The organism is Flagellimonas lutaonensis (assembly GCF_000963865.1).
Lineage (GTDB): Bacteria > Bacteroidota > Bacteroidia > Flavobacteriales > Flavobacteriaceae > Flagellimonas_A > Flagellimonas_A lutaonensis.
The window spans coordinates 227,538-247,575 of record NZ_CP011071.1 but is presented as its reverse complement, the minus strand read 5'-3'; the positions used below and the strand labels follow the sequence as shown (position 1 = coordinate 247,575).

13 protein-coding genes and 1 tRNA gene are annotated in these 20,038 nt (G+C 41.5%); all 14 read left to right on the top strand.

The window, feature by feature from the left end; translation table 11 throughout:
* The first annotated feature begins 91 nt into the window (after positions 1-91).
* The 14 genes from VC82_RS01130 to VC82_RS01065 all read left to right on the top strand — a co-directional run bounded on the left by VC82_RS01130 (position 92) and on the right by VC82_RS01065 (position 19,960).
* A complete protein-coding gene (locus VC82_RS01130) occupies positions 92-8,584 on the top strand; it encodes a T9SS type B sorting domain-containing protein (RefSeq protein ID WP_045800755.1) in 8,493 nt (2,830 codons plus the stop codon).
* A 148-nt stretch (positions 8,585-8,732) separates the two neighbouring features.
* A complete protein-coding gene (locus VC82_RS01125) occupies positions 8,733-9,032 on the top strand; it encodes a hypothetical protein (protein ID WP_045800754.1) in 300 nt (99 codons plus the stop codon).
* Between the two features lie 48 nt (positions 9,033-9,080).
* A tRNA-Pro gene (locus tag VC82_RS01120) sits at positions 9,081-9,154 on the top strand.
* A 226-nt stretch (positions 9,155-9,380) separates the two neighbouring features.
* Complete coding sequence (locus VC82_RS01115) at positions 9,381-10,625, top strand: site-specific integrase (RefSeq protein WP_045800753.1); 1,245 nt, start codon at positions 9,381-9,383, stop codon at positions 10,623-10,625.
* Between the two features lie 204 nt (positions 10,626-10,829).
* On the top strand, positions 10,830-12,947 hold the full coding sequence (locus VC82_RS01110) for a hypothetical protein (RefSeq protein ID WP_045800752.1): 2,118 nt from the start codon (positions 10,830-10,832) through the stop codon (positions 12,945-12,947).
* Between the two features lie 2 nt (positions 12,948-12,949).
* Positions 12,950-13,783 carry a hypothetical protein gene (locus tag VC82_RS01105; protein ID WP_045800751.1) on the top strand — a complete coding sequence of 278 codons (834 nt, stop codon included), beginning with the start codon at positions 12,950-12,952 and terminating at the stop codon, positions 13,781-13,783.
* A gap of 3 nt (positions 13,784-13,786) precedes the next feature.
* A complete protein-coding gene (locus tag VC82_RS01100; RefSeq protein WP_045800750.1) occupies positions 13,787-14,689 on the top strand; it encodes an SIR2 family protein in 903 nt (300 codons plus the stop codon).
* A 35-nt stretch (positions 14,690-14,724) separates the two neighbouring features.
* Complete coding sequence (locus tag VC82_RS01095) at positions 14,725-14,961, top strand: hypothetical protein (RefSeq protein ID WP_045800749.1); 237 nt, start codon at positions 14,725-14,727, stop codon at positions 14,959-14,961.
* 451 nt (positions 14,962-15,412) lie between these two features.
* Entirely contained in the window at positions 15,413-16,081 is a 669-nt protein-coding gene (locus VC82_RS01090; RefSeq protein WP_045800748.1) for a DUF6617 family protein, read from the top strand.
* Positions 16,082-16,202: 121 nt separating this feature from the next.
* Positions 16,203-16,493, top strand: a complete 291-nt coding sequence (locus VC82_RS01085; protein WP_052698851.1) for a helix-turn-helix transcriptional regulator — start codon at positions 16,203-16,205, stop codon at positions 16,491-16,493.
* A gap of 195 nt (positions 16,494-16,688) precedes the next feature.
* A complete protein-coding gene (gene mbpA, locus VC82_RS01080) occupies positions 16,689-16,985 on the top strand; it encodes a mobilization protein MbpA (protein WP_045800747.1) in 297 nt (98 codons plus the stop codon).
* A gap of 5 nt (positions 16,986-16,990) precedes the next feature.
* The gene (locus VC82_RS01075; RefSeq protein WP_245615937.1) at positions 16,991-17,863 is read left to right on the top strand and encodes a relaxase/mobilization nuclease domain-containing protein; all 873 of its coding nucleotides are present in this window, start codon (positions 16,991-16,993) and stop codon (positions 17,861-17,863) included.
* 4 nt (positions 17,864-17,867) lie between these two features.
* A complete protein-coding gene (locus tag VC82_RS01070) occupies positions 17,868-18,335 on the top strand; it encodes a DUF6730 family protein (protein ID WP_045800745.1) in 468 nt (155 codons plus the stop codon).
* Between the two features lie 251 nt (positions 18,336-18,586).
* Positions 18,587-19,960: an ATP-binding protein gene (locus VC82_RS01065; protein ID WP_045800744.1), complete on the top strand. Its 1,374-nt coding sequence runs from the start codon at positions 18,587-18,589 to the stop codon at positions 19,958-19,960.
* The last annotated feature ends 78 nt before the right edge of the window (positions 19,961-20,038 follow it).

The following is a 20,038-nucleotide window of genomic DNA, read 5'->3' as shown; positions in this document are numbered from 1 at the left end:
ATAAAAAGAAAGTTTTTATACGATTAGATAATTACGATTAGAATATTAAGGTCCCAAATCTGAGTATTCTTACCATAACACCAATTAACCTATGCTTCCCAGAAAAACTAGGCATTCCTACTATGCCCTGCTGTTGGTCTTGGTATCAATAGTTTTTTCTTCAGCAGTGGCGAAAACCAATGTTCACAAGGTTTTGTCAGAGGTTGTTTTTTCAAAGGTTGAAAAAGCATCCACAGATGTGGCAATGGAAAATTTCCTTAGCCGTGCAGATGCCAATGAAACCGCTAGTGCAACTGCAGCGAGCATGCTGTTCACCACTATTATCCAAGGGGCAGATGAAGAGGTGGGCTGTAGCAATAATGGTTTTACGGTGGCCCGTTTCAACCTTTGTGGCGACTCTGATGATAGAACTATTACCCTGTCGGGAGGGCCATATGGTTCGGTTCAATGGCAGGTATTGGGTGGCTCTTGTTCGCCAGATGTTAATGAAGACTGCCCCAATACCAACACTTCGTGTTACACAACGGTCAGCACGGCACAATCTTTCACCTTGGATGCCAGTAGCATACCGGCCGGTTCCGGTGCTGAATTTCGGGTCGTGGCCGATGGACAACAGTATTTTTTTAAGGTTAAGAAGAGTACTATCATCCAAACTTATGTAAAGCGTGATTATATCTGTGGGGTCGATGGCCGTATACAGATTACCAACCTATCAAGTGCCTATGAGTTTAGTATAGATAGCGGAAGTGGCTTCGGTGCTTGGCAGCCTTCACCCATTTTTGATGGACTTGCCCCAGGCACTTATGTCGTAAAGGCAAGACTACAGAATACCCCGAACACTTGCGAATACCCATACGAGCCCATCGTCATTGAGCAATTGGATATCAGTATCGATGTTGAATTTACCGATGCCCAGTGTTTTGGTGATACGGGAAGCATAACAGTCACCGTCAATGACGTTCCTGGGCCGTATAAGTATACCTTGCTTGATGAAAATGGTGTGCCTCAAGAGTTTACTACCTTCATCACAACAAACCCATACACTTTTAGTGCTGTTGGTTTTGGCACGTATAGTGTGCAGGTTGAGACCCAGCAGTGTACGGGCAGTCCGCCCCCAAGACAAAACCTTGACATAAATGGCAACCCCATTACCATTGGTGATGGGATTGTGGCTTTGACGGCATCTACAGAGGTGAACGAGAGCCTGAGCTCAGAACCTGGTTGTGGTTCGTCAAGTGTCGATATTATTGTAAGAACTTCTGGCGGAACCGCACCCTATACTTTTACGGTCAGTGATGGTGGCAATTCGGGTGGTTCTTACACCACGCAAACAACATATAGCGTTTCAAGTGCCGGCACCTACGACTTTACAATCACTGATGCCAACGGATGTATTATCACGGCCTCGGCCAATGTGGTCGAATTGACCCCGCCAGATGTCTCGGCAAGTGGTATTGATGGCGACTGTACCAATGGCGGAGCCAAAATAGACATCAACGTAATCGACGCAAAGGGCTATAACCTATCTTTTAGGGCCACGCCTGCAGATCCGTGGAGCAATGACCCATTGCTGAGCGTTTCGGCCGGCACATACAACAATATTCAAGTACGCTATCAGCAGGGTGGTTTTGACTGTATTTATACCATTCCCACTTCAGTTACGGTAACTTCAGTCGGTGCCATTACGGGAAATGCCGTTAAGATTGCAGATAGAACCTGTGACGGTAGCGGTGGCGTAATAGGTGGAATCATCGAATTTCAAGGTCCCTTCTCCGGCGGTTCTGGTGGCGGTTATGTTTTCAGTATTTCGGGAGATAATCCATCAAACTTTAGCACGCAGACTTATTACGATAACCTGGCACCAGGCACCTATACACCCATTATTCGCGATAGTGGTGGCTGCCGATTGGAGTTGACGCCCATCACCATTTTGGATGTTGACCCGCCAACGGCCATTAGCTTTGCACAGAGTGATACCAACTGCGCTGCGGGTACTTCAGATGTGCAATTGACAGCAACGAGCACCAATCCTATTGTACGCTATGAGATTTTGAGCCCTGTTTATATCGATAATGGGGGCAATGATACGTTTGATGATATAAACACAAACACAGCTTATCAATTTAGGGTTACAGACGACCAAGGTTGTACCTACACGGATAGTTTTACCCCGGCCGTGATCAGTTCCATTAGGGCCAGAGTAAAGGCCGGTGGCGATTTCAATGTGTGCACGGGAGCAACCGATGGTGATGGAACCTTTATCATTGATGGTTTTGCCAATAATTATACCTATAATATCAATGGAGGGCCCGAAAGTGGCCCACAAAACAATTTGGAAGTGAATTTGCCCCCCTCAGGAGCGGGCAACTACACCATTACCGTAACCGATGTGGATACCGGTTGCCAAGATACGGCTACCATTACCATACAAGAACCGGCGACACCCCTAAGCCTCACCGGTAATGTTACGGCGATGAGTTGTGACAACAGCAATATCGGCAGGGTAGTGGCGAACGCCACAGGCGGATGGGGCAACTACCAGTATACCTTGCAATTACCATTGGGCGGTACTATTGGTCCCAAGTCAGGCAGAACATTCGGGAATTTGACCCAGCCGGGCAATTATATATTGACCGTTGAGGATGCCGAGGGCTGCACTGACACTTTTACATTTACGCTCACACCACTTGATGCCCCGGTCATCGACTACGATGCCACAGCATCGGATTTATGCTATGTGCCCGGTACGGGGGCTACCCTTGGTGTTCAGGTAACAACCAACGGTACAGCTGGTGCCCCTTATGAGTTTAGGATAAACGGGGGTGCATGGCAAGGTAGCCCTGTTTTCCCTGGACTTTCACCAGGCAATTACACCATTGAGGTACGAGATGGCAACAATTGTAGAGACAATGTAAGCCTTACCGTAAACCCACAATTGCGGGTCAACGCTTCCTTGAATACAGAAATACCATGTGGTGGAGCACCCGGTGCCATAGATGTCAGTGTAACCGGTGGCTACCTTACCGGTGCTGGGCCAAAGCAATATGAGGTCAGCTCTGATAACGGAACAACTTTTGGTGCACCGGTACCCTTGACTTCCAACAACTTTACATACAGTACCGCTACCCCCGGCACATACATTTTTCGGGTCACCGATAATGAAGGTTGTGTGGCCGAATCAAGTCCTTTTGTATTAGATCCACCCATCAACATTGACCCTGCCTCTGTTCAGGTATTTCCGCCTGCGTGCGGGGAGACCAACTCAGGCCGTGCCATCATAACCCCAGATGCCACAAGTGGAGTGCCGCCTTATGAAATAAGTTTTGACGGGGGAGCTTTCACCTCCCAGACCGTTTATTCAGGTTTGAATCAAGGCCAGAATTACACGTATATCGTTAGAGATGCCCGTGGTTGTGAAACCGTACCGCAGAATTTTACGGTACCCTCGGCCGGTACGGCACCCGATGCCACGGTCGTTTCCAATTTGGCAACCTGTTCGGCAGGTAATGTAGAGGGCTCTATTGATGTAACAGGTGTTACTGGGGGTACCGCTGATTTCACATACATCTTACAAGACCAGTTTGGAGGTGAGATTTCAAGAATAGGCCCAACTTCAAGCACCTCTGAGACCTTTACAGGTTTGGCACCAGATACCTACAGAATCATTACTTTGGATGCCAACGGATGTCGTGATGAAGATTTGGTCACGGTGACCCAAACTACTTTGGATGTTGTACCGGTTGCACCACCGCCACCTGTTTGTGACCCCGGAGGATTTACCTATACTGTTGATATTGTTGGTGGTGATGGCAGCTCAGGATTTGAAATACGGTTGGTGAGCCCTATAAATACTCCATTTGGCCCTGTCAGCAGCCCTCCAAGAAGGCACACCTTTAGTGGCTTTCAGTTTGGGGTGTCTTACACTGTTGAGGTTCTGGATATTGCCACAGGCTGCGTCTACGAAGATATTATCGACCCCGTTGACGGGCCCTCTCCTTTAGAAGTTACGGCTGTATCTACAGCAGGCTATTGCGATGCCTCGAGAAACGGGCAGATAGAATACACAATTATAGGCTTTGCTCCAGGCAGTGATTTGCTCGTTCAAATCTATGACGTCGATGACGGTACGCTGATGGATACCCAGAACTTGACCAATGTCATAACCATTCCTTACATAGATACGTTCGAGACGCTTCCCGGTAATTACCAGGTAATCGTAACCGATTTTACCGATGACTGTAATGATGGCGCCTTGATTACCATAGACCAAAATCTGCCATCGATTTTTATACTGACCGAAGAACCTGCCAACTGTAATGCCGATGGCCAATTCACGGTTACGGGAGCTGGTGGTGCCGGAGGCCCATATGAATTTGCGTTTGGCCCTTCTGGATTTACGCCCGATTACACTGGTGCGGCAACACCGGCAGACCCAACGGATGATTTTGGTACCACTTCCACTTTTATCGGTCCGGCTGGAAATTATGATGTTTATGTTCGTGATGCATCAGGTTGTACTTCATTTGATATAGCAACAATTATTCAGCAACAAGTGCCCCCAGTTTTGAATACCCCCGTTGTGGTAAACCAGTGCACCTATGTGCCCGGTAATGATTTTCAAATTACGGTGAGCACTCCCAACACAACCGATACCCCCCGATTTACCTTGAATGGTTCGACCCAATTCGGGGTATTGAATGGTGGGGTTTATGAGGCAACTTTTTTGGTGACCACCCCGGGCAACTATCCGGTATTGTTAGAGGATGCAGATGGTTGTAGTACCACTGGCACAGCAGAGGTTTATGAATTTTTATCGGCCTCAGGAGAGTTCAGTGTTCAACCCTCTTGTAACAATGCTGATGGGGAGATTACCATATCCACCAATGGGGGCAGTGGTGACTTCACCTTTGAACTTCAAGACGGTGGAGGGGCCTACATCGACGATAACATTACTGGAACTTTTACGGGTATTGCCCCAGGGGATTACCAAGTTTTGGTGACCGATAACATTGTTTCTGACGGTTTGGGCAACTGTACCTTTTTAGTCGATGGCATAACATTGGAAGCCGCCACACCTCCCGTGATCGCCGCGATCAACGAAGAAGATATTTCATGTAATGGTGCCGACGATGGTAGTATAGATGTTATACTTCAGGCGGGCACAGATGTAGATGGGCCATTGACCTATACCCTTTACGAGGCGGGAACCGCTAATATTGTACAACAGAACAGCTCAGGCTCATTTAGCGGTTTAACTCCGCAGTTTTATGATGTGGAGGTGGTAACGGCCCGCAATTGCTCTGTTCGACAGAATGGTATTGAGATAGAAGAGCCCCTTCCATTTTCAATTACCGCCAGCGCACCAGACTTCTCATGTTCACCGGGAACCAACACTTACAGTTCTACCATAATCACAATAACTGTGGTTGACCCCGGAACCGCAACAGGGGGCTATCAGTACAGCATAACCGGTTTCGAGAATTATCAATCGAGCAATACATTTGAGATTATCGATAATGGCTCGCCCCAAGATATTACAGTTTATGCCATTGATGGTAATGGCTGTCAAACGACCTTTGATGTACCTACCATCAATCCCCCAACAGATGTGGTTCCTACCCTAAGCGTTGTGAACGTGTTGGATTGTGCCAACCCAGAGCGCGTTCGCATCGATGTGGTGGGCACCACAGATTTTACCATAGTTACAAATTCTGTGGTTGCCGTACCGCCAGTCAATGTGAGCGGTGCCAGTTTCGGGTTTGTGGATTTGCCAGCTGCTGGTGACTATCTTTTTGAGATTGTTGACAATACTGGGGGTTGTACATACCCACTGCCCAAACACGAGGTGCAAGAACCTGTACTGCCCACAATTACCATTTTAGAGGCCAAACCAGTCAGTTGTGCCGTGCCGGGTGATGATGGTGAGCTTTCCATTTCGGTCACCGATTATACAGGCACCTATTCTTACGAAGTTTTTGCGGTTGATAATCTTGGTGTTGAGATATCAACAGGAATCACAGGAAACCTGAATACAGCAAACAATCCAGAGACAATAACAGGCCTAACGGGCGGAAATTTTGTGGTAAGGGTTACCTCTACCCAAAATCCGTTCTGTTCCAACGTGAGTAATCTTGCCACTGTTCGGGCACCCAATGGCCCATTGGTGCCCAATGCCATTGAGGTCGGCAATGTGAGTTGTAACGACAACACGGGTAAAATTGAGGCTACCTTGACTGGTGGCTGGGATGTGGCACCCTACGAATACCGATTGATGCTCGATGATGGGTCAGGAACCTATCCGTTAGAGGTGGCGACATGGGGTTCCAGCAATGAATTTGAAAATTTGGCCAACGGTGACTATCGAGTGGAATTTAGGGATGTTGAAGGTTGCGAAGTTTCGTTTGATATTACGTTGGCTCCAATCCCTCCTATTCAGGCTGGTATCCGTGAGCCCCAGGGCTTGGTATGCCCCGATGGAAACAATGCAGTGCTTGAGGCCTATGACCCTACCACAGGCGATGTCATTACCGCAATTCCCGGAGCCACCGGAGGTGTGCCGGGTGCAGGTTACAAGTATCAGTTAATCTACTTGGGAAGCAACAATATTGCAGATGAGATATCTAGAAGTGGCCTACAAGATTCCCCAACCTTTACGGGTACGAGCGGTGGTTTTATAAGCCAAGGCTGGTATGCCATTGAAATATCATCCAGTTATGGATGTTTAGGGGTAACAATACCTTACTATGTAGATCCACCACCCCCAATCATTCCCAATTTGGTACAGGTACAGGCACCTGGTTGTGGTGGTATGGGCGAGATGCGCTTGAGCATTGAAAATCCAGAACCGGGTTTCGAATATGAGTACCGACCTGTTGGCTCATTGCCAACAGACCCCTTTACCTCTATGGGTGTGGGCAATACAAGCGCTTTGATAAGTGGAGGCCCTGGTTTTTATCAGTTTGAGGTGCGAAAAGTAAATGCTACCAATACCTGTGGGGTCATCAATTCAAACGGACTCACATTGGTAGATGCCCAAAATGTTGATCTTGTGGTGAATCTACCAGACGATATTTCTTGTGCCAACGAGACCGATGGCCGTATTGAGTCATTCTCTTCCGGGGGTGTGGGATCAAATGTCTATACGCTATATATCGGCGACCCTATTGATGCGTTCAATCCATCGCCTTCGGCAACTGTGATAGCTTCCAATGATTTTGGTACTTTTGAAGGTCTTGATGCGTCTCCCGATTACTATGTGGCCGTTACAAGTGGGGTAACCTGTCAAGATATTGAAGGCCCCTTTGAAGTCGAACGTCCAGCCCCAATCATTTATACTGCCTCTGCTACACCCGTTACTTGTAGTGGCGAAGATGATGGTACCATAACCGTTGAGGTGACCAGTGGTGGTGTCGGTTTGATTCAATTTGCCATAGGGCCGAATTTCAACGAATTCTTTAGTGACCCTGCCAATCCAGGTATTTACACCTTTGATGAACTGGAAGGTGATGCCAATGGCCGTGAATACACCATTTTGATCCAAGACTCCGAAGGTTGCTCAGAAACTGCCGTGGTACAGGTTTTTGAACCCCAAGAATTGGAGATTTCATATACATCGACTCCTGAAATCTGTTTGGGCTTTGCAGACGGTACGGCGCAGTTGGCCATAACAGGGGGCACTCCATTTGTTGATGGTATGGGTGTGGAATACTACGAGGTGAGCATGAATTCTTCAGATGATGCCGATTTCGCTAGAAACGACAACCTGTTCTTTGACAACCTGTTGGGTGGTGAGAGCTATGTATTCTTTGTAAGGGATGCCAACGGGTGTATGTCAAATATTGTCGTGCCTATTGAAATTGGGGTCGATATCAATGCAGGGGCGGTAGTAGAATATGGCTGCGAGGGTATTTTCCCCAACAGTACCACAACCATAGTGGAACAGAACGGCAGTTCTTTCGCTGATGTTCTGTTCTCTTTAGATGTTGATGACATTTCAGTGGCCACTACCGAGCGAACATGGGCCGACCTGCCTGCAGGAGACCACATCGTTTACCTATACCATGCAAATGGCTGTACTACCTTTGTTGAATTTACCATCGACCCTTACGAGCCATTGGTTCTTGAGGCCATGAAAACGGGGCCAGATGAAATAACGGCCATAGCAACTGGCGGTTTTGGAGGGTATGAGTTCTTTTTTCAAGGTGAGTCACAGGGAAGTGACAACATTTTCAACATCAGTTATGATGCCACCATTAATATACGGGTAAGAGATTCACAGGGTTGTTATGCCGAAATAGTTTTCCCTTTTGATTTTGATGGCATGGTAGAGTTTCCGAATTTCTTCACTCCCGATGGTGACAATATGAACGACTTTTGGGCACCTAAAAACCGAGAGTTTTTCCCCAATATCGAAGTGCTCATTTATGACCGTTACGGTAGGGAAGTGGCCCGCCTTGACCAAGTGAAGAAATGGGATGGCAACTATAATGGCAAACCCCTGCCCACAGGTGATTACTGGTATGTTGTCAACGCAAACGACAATGAAAAGCAGCAATATGTAGGGCATTTCACCCTTTATAGATAGGGTCTGTTTTTGGCAACTTAATGTTGTGCCAGATCCATCTTTGGCAATACTATTTATTAAAAAAAAATTTGCCAAATAAGGATGATTTAACGATTTTAGACATCGAGACGTGTGCTCAACAGTTTGACTAACACCCTATTTGCTTCCGATGGATGACAGAAATGAATGCCCAAGTCCTACTTTTCTTGACTTTGAAGAAAAGAAAGAACTTGACCGCTCTGTTTTTTGGTTGAATATGTACCTGAACGGATTTCAACCAGCTAAAAAACCCTACAAAATAGACTACAACACATTACTGGTAAGTTATCACCTTTGGCAGGGGGATGATTTGGACGAGTTCTGTTTTGATCAGGCCAATAGTTACTTTCTCTTTAATCCGGAGTACGATTCACGTGCGGCAAGGGAGGCATTATTTCTGGAAATCCGCGAATTTTTATCGGGAGGTTAAAAACAGGGTTGATTTCTCAATTAAATTTTTATTTTTGCAATCCGTTTTCGGGATGTGGCGCAGTCTGGTAGCGTACGCGCATGGGGTGCGCGTGGTCGCTGGTTCGAATCCAGTCATCCCGACTCAACTATTTTCTTTTAGTTGCATAACGTTGCAAATCGACTGATTTGCAACGTTTTATGTTTTTAGAGGTTTCAAAAGAAACCATCTGAAACCATATGAAAATGCCTCGCTGGTGAGGGATTCGGGAATGGAACACCACCACATTTTTTGTACATTGAAGTAGCTTTTAAGGGTAATTGACAATGTGTTTTTTACCAGTTGTTTATTCATTTAAAGCTACATAATATGTTAGAAAACAGTAGATTATCCGTTATTTTCATTACAAGAAAACTCGAGAGGGAAACTGAAAACTTAATGCTTTATGCGCGCATAACTGTAGATGGAAAAAGAGCGGAGTTTAGTTTGAATCGGGAATTGAAGGCCTCTTTATGGGACAACAGAAGCAAAAGGGGTAGGGGGTCTTCCAAATACGTAACCTCCGTAAATAAGTATTTGGACCAGGTTTTTACTGGCCTTCACGAAGCACATCGCCAACTTTTACAAGAGGGAGAAGACATTACTTCGGCAAAAATCAAGGCACGTTATCTCGGTACAGATGAACAAGGTAAGACCTTATTGGATTTGATTTCCTATCATAATGCCACGATGAAGACTTCCCTACGACCAGGAACCATGAAGAATTATTATAGCACGGAAAGATGTATAAAGAAATATCTAAAAGATGAGCTTAAGATTGAAGACATTCCATTAAATAAATTGAATTACGGTTTCATAACCGACTTTGAACAATATGTACGCAAGTATAAGCCTTCCACTCGAATGGGATGTGCTAATAATGGGGCCATGAAACACATGGAACGCTTAAAAAAGATGTCAAGGCTAGGTGTTCGCCTGGAATGGCTCGAAAAAGACCCCTTTGTTAATTTCAAGCTTCGATTTGAAAAAACTAATCGTCAATTTTTGACGGAATGGGAACTGCAGTTAGTGGAACAAACAACCTTTAAAAGGCCAAGTACCGAGCAAATTAAAGACCTTTTTATTTTCGCCTGTTACACAGGGCTTTCGTTTGTAGACGTCCAAGGTTTGAAGGTGGAGCATTTGGTAAAAGGTATCGATGGAAATAATTGGCTTTACACCAAAAGGGCCAAAACCGATGAACCCTTAAGAATACCTTTACTGCCGAAAGCTTTAGAAATCATTGAAAAATATAAAACTGAATCGAGAATAGTCAAAGGGGATAGGCTACTACCTAGGTATAGCAACCAAATGATAAATAGAACCTTAAAGGAAATTGCAGATGCTTGTGGAATCCGAAAAAGAATGACTTTCCATACCGCTAGACATACCTTTGCCACTTCCGTAACCCTATCCAATGGTGTTCCAATAGAAACCGTTTCAAAACTATTGGGTCATACCAAATTATCCACTACTCAGATTTATGCCAGGGTGGTTGAAAAGAAAGTTGGACAGGATATGCAAAATTTAATGGATGTAATGGAGTCAAAAAACCAAAAAGCGACGCAACTCTAGAGCGATTTCGTAAGCTACTCGTTCTAAAATACTTATCATTTTAATAAAATAGTCCCAAAATGGCTTCAAAAGATTTTTTTGAAACAACATATAATCTTCCCTAAATACGTGAGGAGGTCATGATAGATATTATGAATATCTTTACAGTACATTCTTACATTGTAAAGAATATTAATTCACTTTAGATAAAATCTTTCATTTTAAATGTGGCTTGTAATTTCTAGGAAAGATGAAATTTCCTCCTACTGGGGAGATACATCTTTGAATGCAAATGTGGAAGTATTCGAAGAGCTAAAACAGGAGCAGTTAGCGAAGAATAATTATAATCGAATATCTCAAATTTTTCCACTTATAGAAAGTGAAAAGGAAATACCGGATTTGTTAGAATATCGATATATAAGATTTTGTTTTTTCATAAATCCAATGAGGGTTTTGTCCCAATTAAAAGTATTTTACAAATCCTTAGATGTGAAGGTTTTTTTTGGATATGGTATAAGTTCTATAATCCTATTCGGAAGAACTACCGCTATCTTAGATGAGTTACTCTCAAAAATTGATGATGAGTGTGTGAGTTTTGAAGAGTGGGAATTAAGTCCAGGAAAGGTTAGATGTGAAAATATAAAGGCACCAAAAAGCATTGGTGATATAAAAATTGTATTTGAAGACTATGACCAGTTGCCGATTTCAATTAAGAACATATTTGAAGAACTTCATTTGTCCTTAAGCTTATTTGCAACTAAGGTGGCTAGTGTGCCTATCGATGGGTTATTCGAAATTAAAAAAATCAATAAAGAGATTAACTCTCTGATAAAAAAGATTAAAAAGTATCAGGATTCTATTGATATACAATTCGAAGACCTCAAAAATATCCAAATTGTTGAGGATTTATCCGAAGAAGAGCTTATTAGATTAAAGAAAAGCATTAACAAGAGCATTGAAGATAATTATCATAAAAATCAATATGTAGATAGGGCGATACAATTGATTTCAATTATATCATATGTTTCAACGCAAACGTTTTCCGGCACAATACCAGTGCTCTCGCGGAGATCACTAATTAGAAGGCATTCATTATGTGGTATTGGCTCTGGTATTCTGGCATTATACAGGATTACGGACTTTATTGAATCAATTTTTCACGAATATAATTTTGAGGAAAAGATAACAGTCGATTTTAAGAAAACAGGGTCGTTTTTGGTGGATATTGAAAGCCCCCACAAATACGACACTAAAAGATGGAAATATTCTAATATCGATGAATTTGTAAGATCGAAAAAGGAAAATAATCTTTTTAAACTACCTTATTTTAGTGCAAGACTTGGTTTTAGAGAGAGTGAATATGCTATTTCTGCTGCAATACAATCAATTACCAATGGGGCAGATCCTGAGTGGAGTATTATGACCTTAACTCATGAATTGATGCACAGTCAAGTTCGACAATTACTTAATTTGATTTTAGCTGGTGATTTGTCGGAGCAGAGCGAAGAAGATAAAATGAATTTTTATATGACCTTTAGGGATATAAGTAAGAATGGATTTAGTGAGGAAAAAAGTCTACTTGATTCTGTTCGTTACATAGTTCTTACGCATTGCTGTCTTGCTGACAAATATGGTTCGCTTAGTGTTGAGAAACATGTTTTAGTAGCGGGTAATGAACTGCAACCCTATGACATTCCAAAGGATTACAATGCGATGTTTAAATTGCTAACTCATAACTTCCGGAATATCAATGAAATATTTGTTCACCTATTTGATTTAAATTACATTTATAGAGGTCAGATTGATTTCTATATCAAGTCAATTTGGCACTCATGGAGTTCCTTGCCCCATATTGATGCAGACCTTAGACAGTATATTCTTAGATGTTTGATTGTAATTAGCACCAAGGTCGTTGCGATAAGACCGTATGAAAGGTTCAAAGAAAGTGTAAGCATGCTGAAAAGTTCCTTGGTAGACTTGCATTCAAAAATTAAAAAGCCCCTTATTGCTAGAATAATTCTTTTGCTCAATGATTTAGAGTACTTAACGAAAGCATACTATGGCGGTTTTTATTCTTATCTAATGCTGGTCGACATGATCGATGATGTTTTCATTTCAGAAGTTTTATCCTCTAAAATCTACAATGATGATTTTGTAACCGTGCTAGACGAAGCAGAATCTGAAGAAATGGATTTTAAATATGACCTTCCAGATAGTTTTGAAGATGAAAGAATAAATAGCCCTGTTGCCTTCCTCTTAGATAGGATACGAAAAACACTCGAGAAGAATGAAATTGATTACTCTCGAGAAACCTGTAAAATAATGTTGTCAATAATTCAATAGCCATGTATAAACCAAAGATTGATATTACTGGGGATCAGAGATATTATAACATGATAATTCTTAGGACAGAAGGTTTCATTGCTATTGAAGAACTTGCAAAAAGTTTTAAGGATTGGACACAGATTAAATCGGAGGAAATCATGTCTGCAAAGGTAATTCATCTAGTCTATAATACCGATCGGCCTTACCATAGGGGGTTACAAGAACATTTTAATGTGGATAAAAGTAAGGCCAAAGCGTATCTAGGAAACAAGGTCAAAAACTTTGCATACGATAGTTTAATATTGCACTTTAAGGCGGATGGAATTGTTTGTTTACTAACACCTTTTTCTGAACTTTTAAGCCAATTTATAAAGGATGTATTGAACCAGCTTAAAATTCAACCTAAGTACCTGATAATTAGAATTTTTAATTTGATAAATACTGTTATTGGGAATGAGTTAGTCTCAAAAAATATTACTGTAAAAACAACAGGAGTTGGAATTTCTAAACGGAGTAGGGGTGATATATCTAATGTGATTATCAAGGGAAACAAGCCTCTGTCAACTGACATCGGCGAATTGGTGTTCGATTTACTATCGAATAAAAATAATGATGAAAAGAATATATGGATTCCAAGCACTTCCAGGTTCAAATGTGTAGTCGGAAGGGATGATGGTCTGTCTAGAATTAATTTGAGTCTAAACGCGGACAGATATGGCAATTACAAGTTGTATTTACAAAAGGGATGCCTGAATCTAATTTCTCTAATTTACTTTATTTCATTTTTGAATGACTCAGATTATTTCGATAATACCTCAATTTCCCCACTGGATAGAGAAAACGCTGAAATCTAATAAATGGAAATTGAGTTCAGGGATAATGCGGTAAATTTTTTGGCAAAAAGCCTATATCAAGATTCCCTCAGTCTTTTTGTGGGAGCCGGAATTTCTAAATCATTCGAAGTGGATGATTGGAAATCACTTTTGAACAACTTAAATAAAGACGAAGCAATCGGTTTGCCTTTATTGGAAAAAGAACGTCCAAGTGCAGATGAATTTCAAATTGCAGCAGATAAAATCGTCCGCGAGCTTAAAGGAGACGAAAAGAAACTTATCGAGTTGATATCTAAGTACTTATATAATGGACTTAATCTGGAAAGTCAGAAATATGATATTTTTCAACATAAGGCTCTTAATTCTATAGCAGGGCTGATAATAGGAGGAAGAAGAGGCAGGGTTAAAACAGTTTTTACACTAAACTATGATTCTCTACTGGAATGGTATTTGAGTTCCTTCGGACTAATTGTAAACAGCGTTTCTGAACTGCCTTACTTTTCTGCAGGCCATGATGTTGAAATATTTCACCCGCACGGATATGTACCTCATCCAATTATGGATGATAGACCTAGCAAGGAAATAATTCTGAGTAAATCTCAAGCCGACCAGAGGTTAGGGGAGGACGATAGTCAATGGTCAGTTTTGGTCAAACATTATTTATCAAAGAATAATTTTTTGTTTATTGGAATGTCAGAGGCCACTTCTGGAGATAGATTGATAGCCCCATTGTTAAGAAAGATAAAAAATAAAGTTGATAGGGATTTAGGTGTTTGGATATTCATCAGGGATGTAGATGTCGCGATAAAGGAAGAGTTGAGGGATTTGAGAATAGCCCCTCTTATTCTAGATAAAGATGAAGTCCCAAAATTCTTGATGGATATAAGTACAAAGGCCATGAAAATAGCTTTGGATAATATGAATTAATAATTGTAAATTTGCACTCCTTTTCGGGGGAAATTATGGATTTATTCGAACTAAATAGGAAGGTAGATAGGTTGCTGTTTGATGCGTTGCCAGACAAACCGGAATCAGCCTATGAAAAACAGATTTTTGGACAAGTGGCTAACAGAGATACTATGAATGCTCTTGACCCAACAAACGGCTCTGTGCTCAATCCGTCCAATAGCATTAGAATAGGAGAATCTTCATTTGACCCAGAAACAAAGGAATTTTCTTATAGAAAAGTCGAAGAATAGATTCCCGTTATAATTTTCTAGATTCCATTTTTATCTTAACTATACTAATTTTTATTACCGGAATACAGGAAATAATTTTCATATTGCCTTAGTGAAAATCAATAAAAAGATAGAAAACTTCTTGGTGAACCTCCGAAGTACAAACCCTTTTACAATTATATATTAGTAATTTATTTTGGAACTTTGTAAGACTTCTTTTAAGAGCCTTGGATTTTCTAAACTTTGCTAATTTCAATTTTTTCCCATGCCCCTGCGGAAGTCAGAAAACCTTTCTGGTTTTCCGACACCCTCGGAGCGGCGCGAAAGCACAAGCGGTGAAAAACCGCTTGACCTTTCTTCTCCCCAGCCACAAAAATTTTGCGTTTCCACCTAGCGTATAATAGGTTACATCGAGATTTTGGCTACAACCCTCCTCCTTTTGGTTATCTTTAAATAAATACCCTTTGAATTGATGAAGTTAATCGACACCATAGCCAGTTGGTTGGTCAACATCAAGTTGCGGAAGGATAGAATCGAGAATGATACGGACAGTTATCTAAAACGAGGCAACAATGGCCTGTACGTATGGTTTTTGGTTTTTGGTGCCTTTTTTGTCTTCTGGGCCTTGGAGCTGTATGATGATTATGAGCTTCTTTGGGTCGCATTACTTCCAATCGCACTGTTTGTTTTAATCATAATGGGGATACTCGTTAGGGAATCTTATAAAGAACAGTTGAATCGAAAGCATAGCACCCCCAAACTAAAACTTGTCGGCATCAATATGGACTTTAACGAAAGAGTCCTAAGAAGGATTTACAATTCCCTTGTCCGTTATGAACTATTGGATGAAAACCTGACCAGTTTCGCCGACTTCCACTACTTTTTTGTTCTTGATTTTGAAGAACATGATTCCGAGCTTCATTTTATCTGCACACAGCCTCAATTGAAATACATCCTCGAAAAGTTCAAACGGTTTAAAAATGGACTGCATTTGAAAACCTTTGAACGTTCGGAAAAGGTCTATCACAAGGGCAACCTTATCTACGCAAAGACCCTTTCCAAAAAGTATAGTGAGTTTCCTCCGGGCGACGAATTCGAAGGCCTAATCGACTCTTTCTTCGATTTTTTGGGGGACTATTGAATTTTCTTTGGGGGACATCTTCCCTTTTTTCCCTTTCCATCACATATCATCTGCTTTCTTTGGCTCGAAGATTTGTAACACAATTGCCCTTTGTACAAGGTAATTATTAGAAAATGAGATTATGGAAGCAGATGAAAATGTGGTGGAGCTTTTGAAAGACATTAAGCAGTTGCTATCCCACCAAAAGCGGATTATGAATGTCAATGACCTTGCCCGTTATACGGGACTATCGAAAAGTAAGATTTACAAACTGACACAATTACGATTGATACCCATGGGTGGTAACAAGTACATTCGCCAGAAATTTTTCGATAAGGATATTATAGACGCTTGGTTAATGGGTAAGCCCAACCTCTCCGATGAATATTTAGAAGCTGAATTCGAACGAAGAATTTCAAAGGATAAAAAATGAATGCCAATTACTTTATCCTTATGACTTTGTATTTGGTAAAGAATGTTTTTCAGATGTTTTTGGGTTTATGGATAGGGAGATGAGAGGTGATATGGTTGCGGCTTGGTATATGCGTCTGAGTGAGAATTCAAGATGTGTCATTGTCATGACAAATCTTGCTTTTGCTCCCGAAGGTCGCAAAAGAGGAAAAAACCTATGAAAAGGGAATTCGTCCAATTCAGGTGCTCAGTCTATGAGAAGAAACTGCTGAAAGTGAAGGCCAAAAAGTCAGGTCTCTCCATCAGTGAGTATTGTCGCCGTGCCGCATTTGATGATAGGATTATTGAGCGTTTATCTGAAGACCAAATTGAGGCTTATAAATTATTGGTTCAGTATCAGAACAATTTCAAGCGCATCGGGAACATGTTTCGAAAGCGAAATCCAAAATTGGCAGATGAAGTCACCCAACTGGCAAAAGAAATCAGGGAACACCTTTTAAGATTTAAGGCATGATCGGAATGGGAAAATCCATATCGCACACATCGGCATCCATGGCCTACGGACTTCGGGAAGAAAAGAAACCCGAGATTATCCATAGCCAATATCTCGCCGGAGATACCCCAAAGGAGATTACACAAGAGTTCAGGACCATCCAACAGCAGAACCATCAATGTAAAAAGAACACCCTGAGTTTTGTATTGAGTCCAACCATCAAAGATGGCAGGGAAATGAAAAACAAAGAACTCCAAGAAATCACGGAACGCTTTCTGAAACAGATGAAATTACGGGAGAACCAGGCCATTGCATTTGTCCACAGAAACAGAAAGCACGTCCATATCCATTTGTACGTAAACCGAATCAATTTTCAAGGTCAGGCTTATAAAGACAACTTTATTGGAAAGCGGAGCCAGCAAGCTGCGGAACGGGTGGCAAAGGAAATGGGCCTGACTACAGTACGGGAAGTCCAACAACAAAAACTGGACATGGCGAAGGATATGCGGATGATTCTCAAAAGAATTCACGAAAAGGTCATCAGCGAAATGAGGCCAAAGGACTTTGACCAATACATTAAAGCGATGGAAGCCTACCCAGTAAAGGTCATCCCATCCATTAATAAGCAGAACCAATTGCAGGGCTTTCGGTTTGAGTTTGCAGGACAGAACTTAAAAGGCAGTGAGGTGCACCCTTCAATGTCCATGAACAAGATAGCCGAACAGATTGGATTCAACAGAAATGTAGTGGAGAAAGCAAAAACCGAAAATGCAATGAAACTGATGGGCAACACAGTAAATCTATCTCCCAATCTCGTTGCTAAAATTGCTACAAAAGCAATTTCAAAAACCATCAAAAGAACAATCGATAAAGGGATAGGAATCGAAATAGGATTGTAATGTTATGGCAAAACTGGATGAAATAGCGGAACTGCTGACCGAGGAAATCAGGTCTTTTGGAAGTTGGGTTACTGAACTCAAAGTACTGCTCAAAAATATCGACGAATTTGGTTTCGAGCCGGACACCTCGGAAATGGAACGCCTGTTGAACGTACACCAATCCAATTTGAAAAGCATTTCGGAAAAGCAGCATCAGGCTTTGGATAAAGCACTAAAGAATATTGACAAATCGAGGTTAATACCGAAATGGGAGGTAGCTTTAATTTACACAGTAATGATTCTGAATGCAACGGTATTCGGTTACTTCGGTTATCATTACATTCAATATGAAAAGCAAAAGGAAACTGCCTATCTGGAGGGAAAGAATGAGGGATTATTTAAAGCGACACAATATTTTGAGGACCATCCTGTCATTTTCAAGGATTACCAAGAGTGGGTCCAAAAACATGACAGCATCACAAATCAAAAGTAGGATGCGCCCTATGGAATTTCTTTTCACCCGCCTCTGGCGGGCTTCCCGCTTATCTTCCCGAACGCGGAAGAAATTCCACAGGAACCACGCGCATGAAGGTTATGGTAAGATTTGGGGCGGCGTGGGTTCAAATGTGGGTGCTGGACACCTTTCTACCCTTACTTTGTTACAAAATTTTCTAACTTTTACCCTTACTTTATTACAATAAATTAAAAAAATAACCCTTACTTTGTTACAAATATTATTGTAATATGAATTTTAAAAGGTATGTTCTAAAAAATCTGGAAGCTTGGAAGGCCAGTAATAATAGGAAACCGCTAATATTACGTGGAGCAAGACAGGTGGGCAAGACGACCCTAGTAACGGAATTTGCCAAAAGCTATGATTTTTTTATTCCATTGAATCTGGAAAAAACTTCTGACAAAGAGTTTTTCGAAGCCTATGACGATGTTAATACCATTGTAGAGTCATTATTATTATCAAATAATATTACTCCTGACCAGCAGCAGAACACGTTACTGTTTATAGATGAAATTCAAGAACTACCCAAGGCCATCCAGTTACTTCGGTATTTTTTTGAAGAAGTTCCAGAGCTTCATGTGATTTCAGCAGGATCTCTACTGGAATTTGCAATAAAAGAGGTAGAGAGCTTTCCAGTGGGAAGAGTCGAGTTTCTATATTTATTCCCTTTAAATTTTTCTGAATACCTACAAGCAATAAACCATAATACGGCTTTAAATTATTTGCGAAGCGTACCTTTAAATCCTGTAGCACATAAGACATTGCTAGGACTTTTTCATCGGTATGCCATAATTGGAGGAATGCCCGAAGTGGTCAAAAGGAACATTGGAGATGGCAACTTGGCTAATCTTCCCAATGTTTATGAAAGCATTTGGGCCACCTATAAGGAAGATGTTGAAAAATATGCCTCCAATGCTACCGAAAGACGGGTAATCAGACATATTATGGAAACTGCCCATCTCTATATAGACCAAAGAATCAAATTCCAGAATTTTGGAAATTCGAATTATAGGTCAAGGGAGGTAGGAGAAGCCATGCGTAATCTGGATGCAGCAAAAATCATACAACTCATTTATCCTACAACAGACATTGAACCACCTATTAAGCCAAATATTAATAAATCACCTCGTTTACAGTTTTTAGATACCGGTCTCGTAAACTACACTTTGGGAATTCAAGCACAGCTTTTGGGGATGGAAGATTTGAGTAATGCTTTTAAAGGAGCTATCATTCCCCATCTCATAACGCAAGAAATTATATCATTGAATACCATTAGTAGTACAAAACCCCATTTTTGGATTAGAGAAAAAAAACAATCTTCCTCGGAAGTAGATTTGGTGTATCCCTACCAAGATAAGGTTATTCCCATTGAGATAAAATCAGGAGCAACAGGAACCTTAAAATCCTTGCATCAGTTCATGGACCGAACTGACCATCCATATGCCATTCGAATCTATGGTGGGGGGTACAAAGTGGAGAAATCAACTACTATAGCCGGAACACCTTTTTTATTGATGAATTTACCTTATTATTTAGGTACACAGTTGCCCAACTATATTGAATATTTTGTAGATAATCATTCTATGTCTGAAAAAGAAGGATAATATAGTTTTTCACTTAATCAGGTTTCTCTCAAGGATAGATAAACTATCATATTCAAATCAGAAATTGTTGCTAAAAAC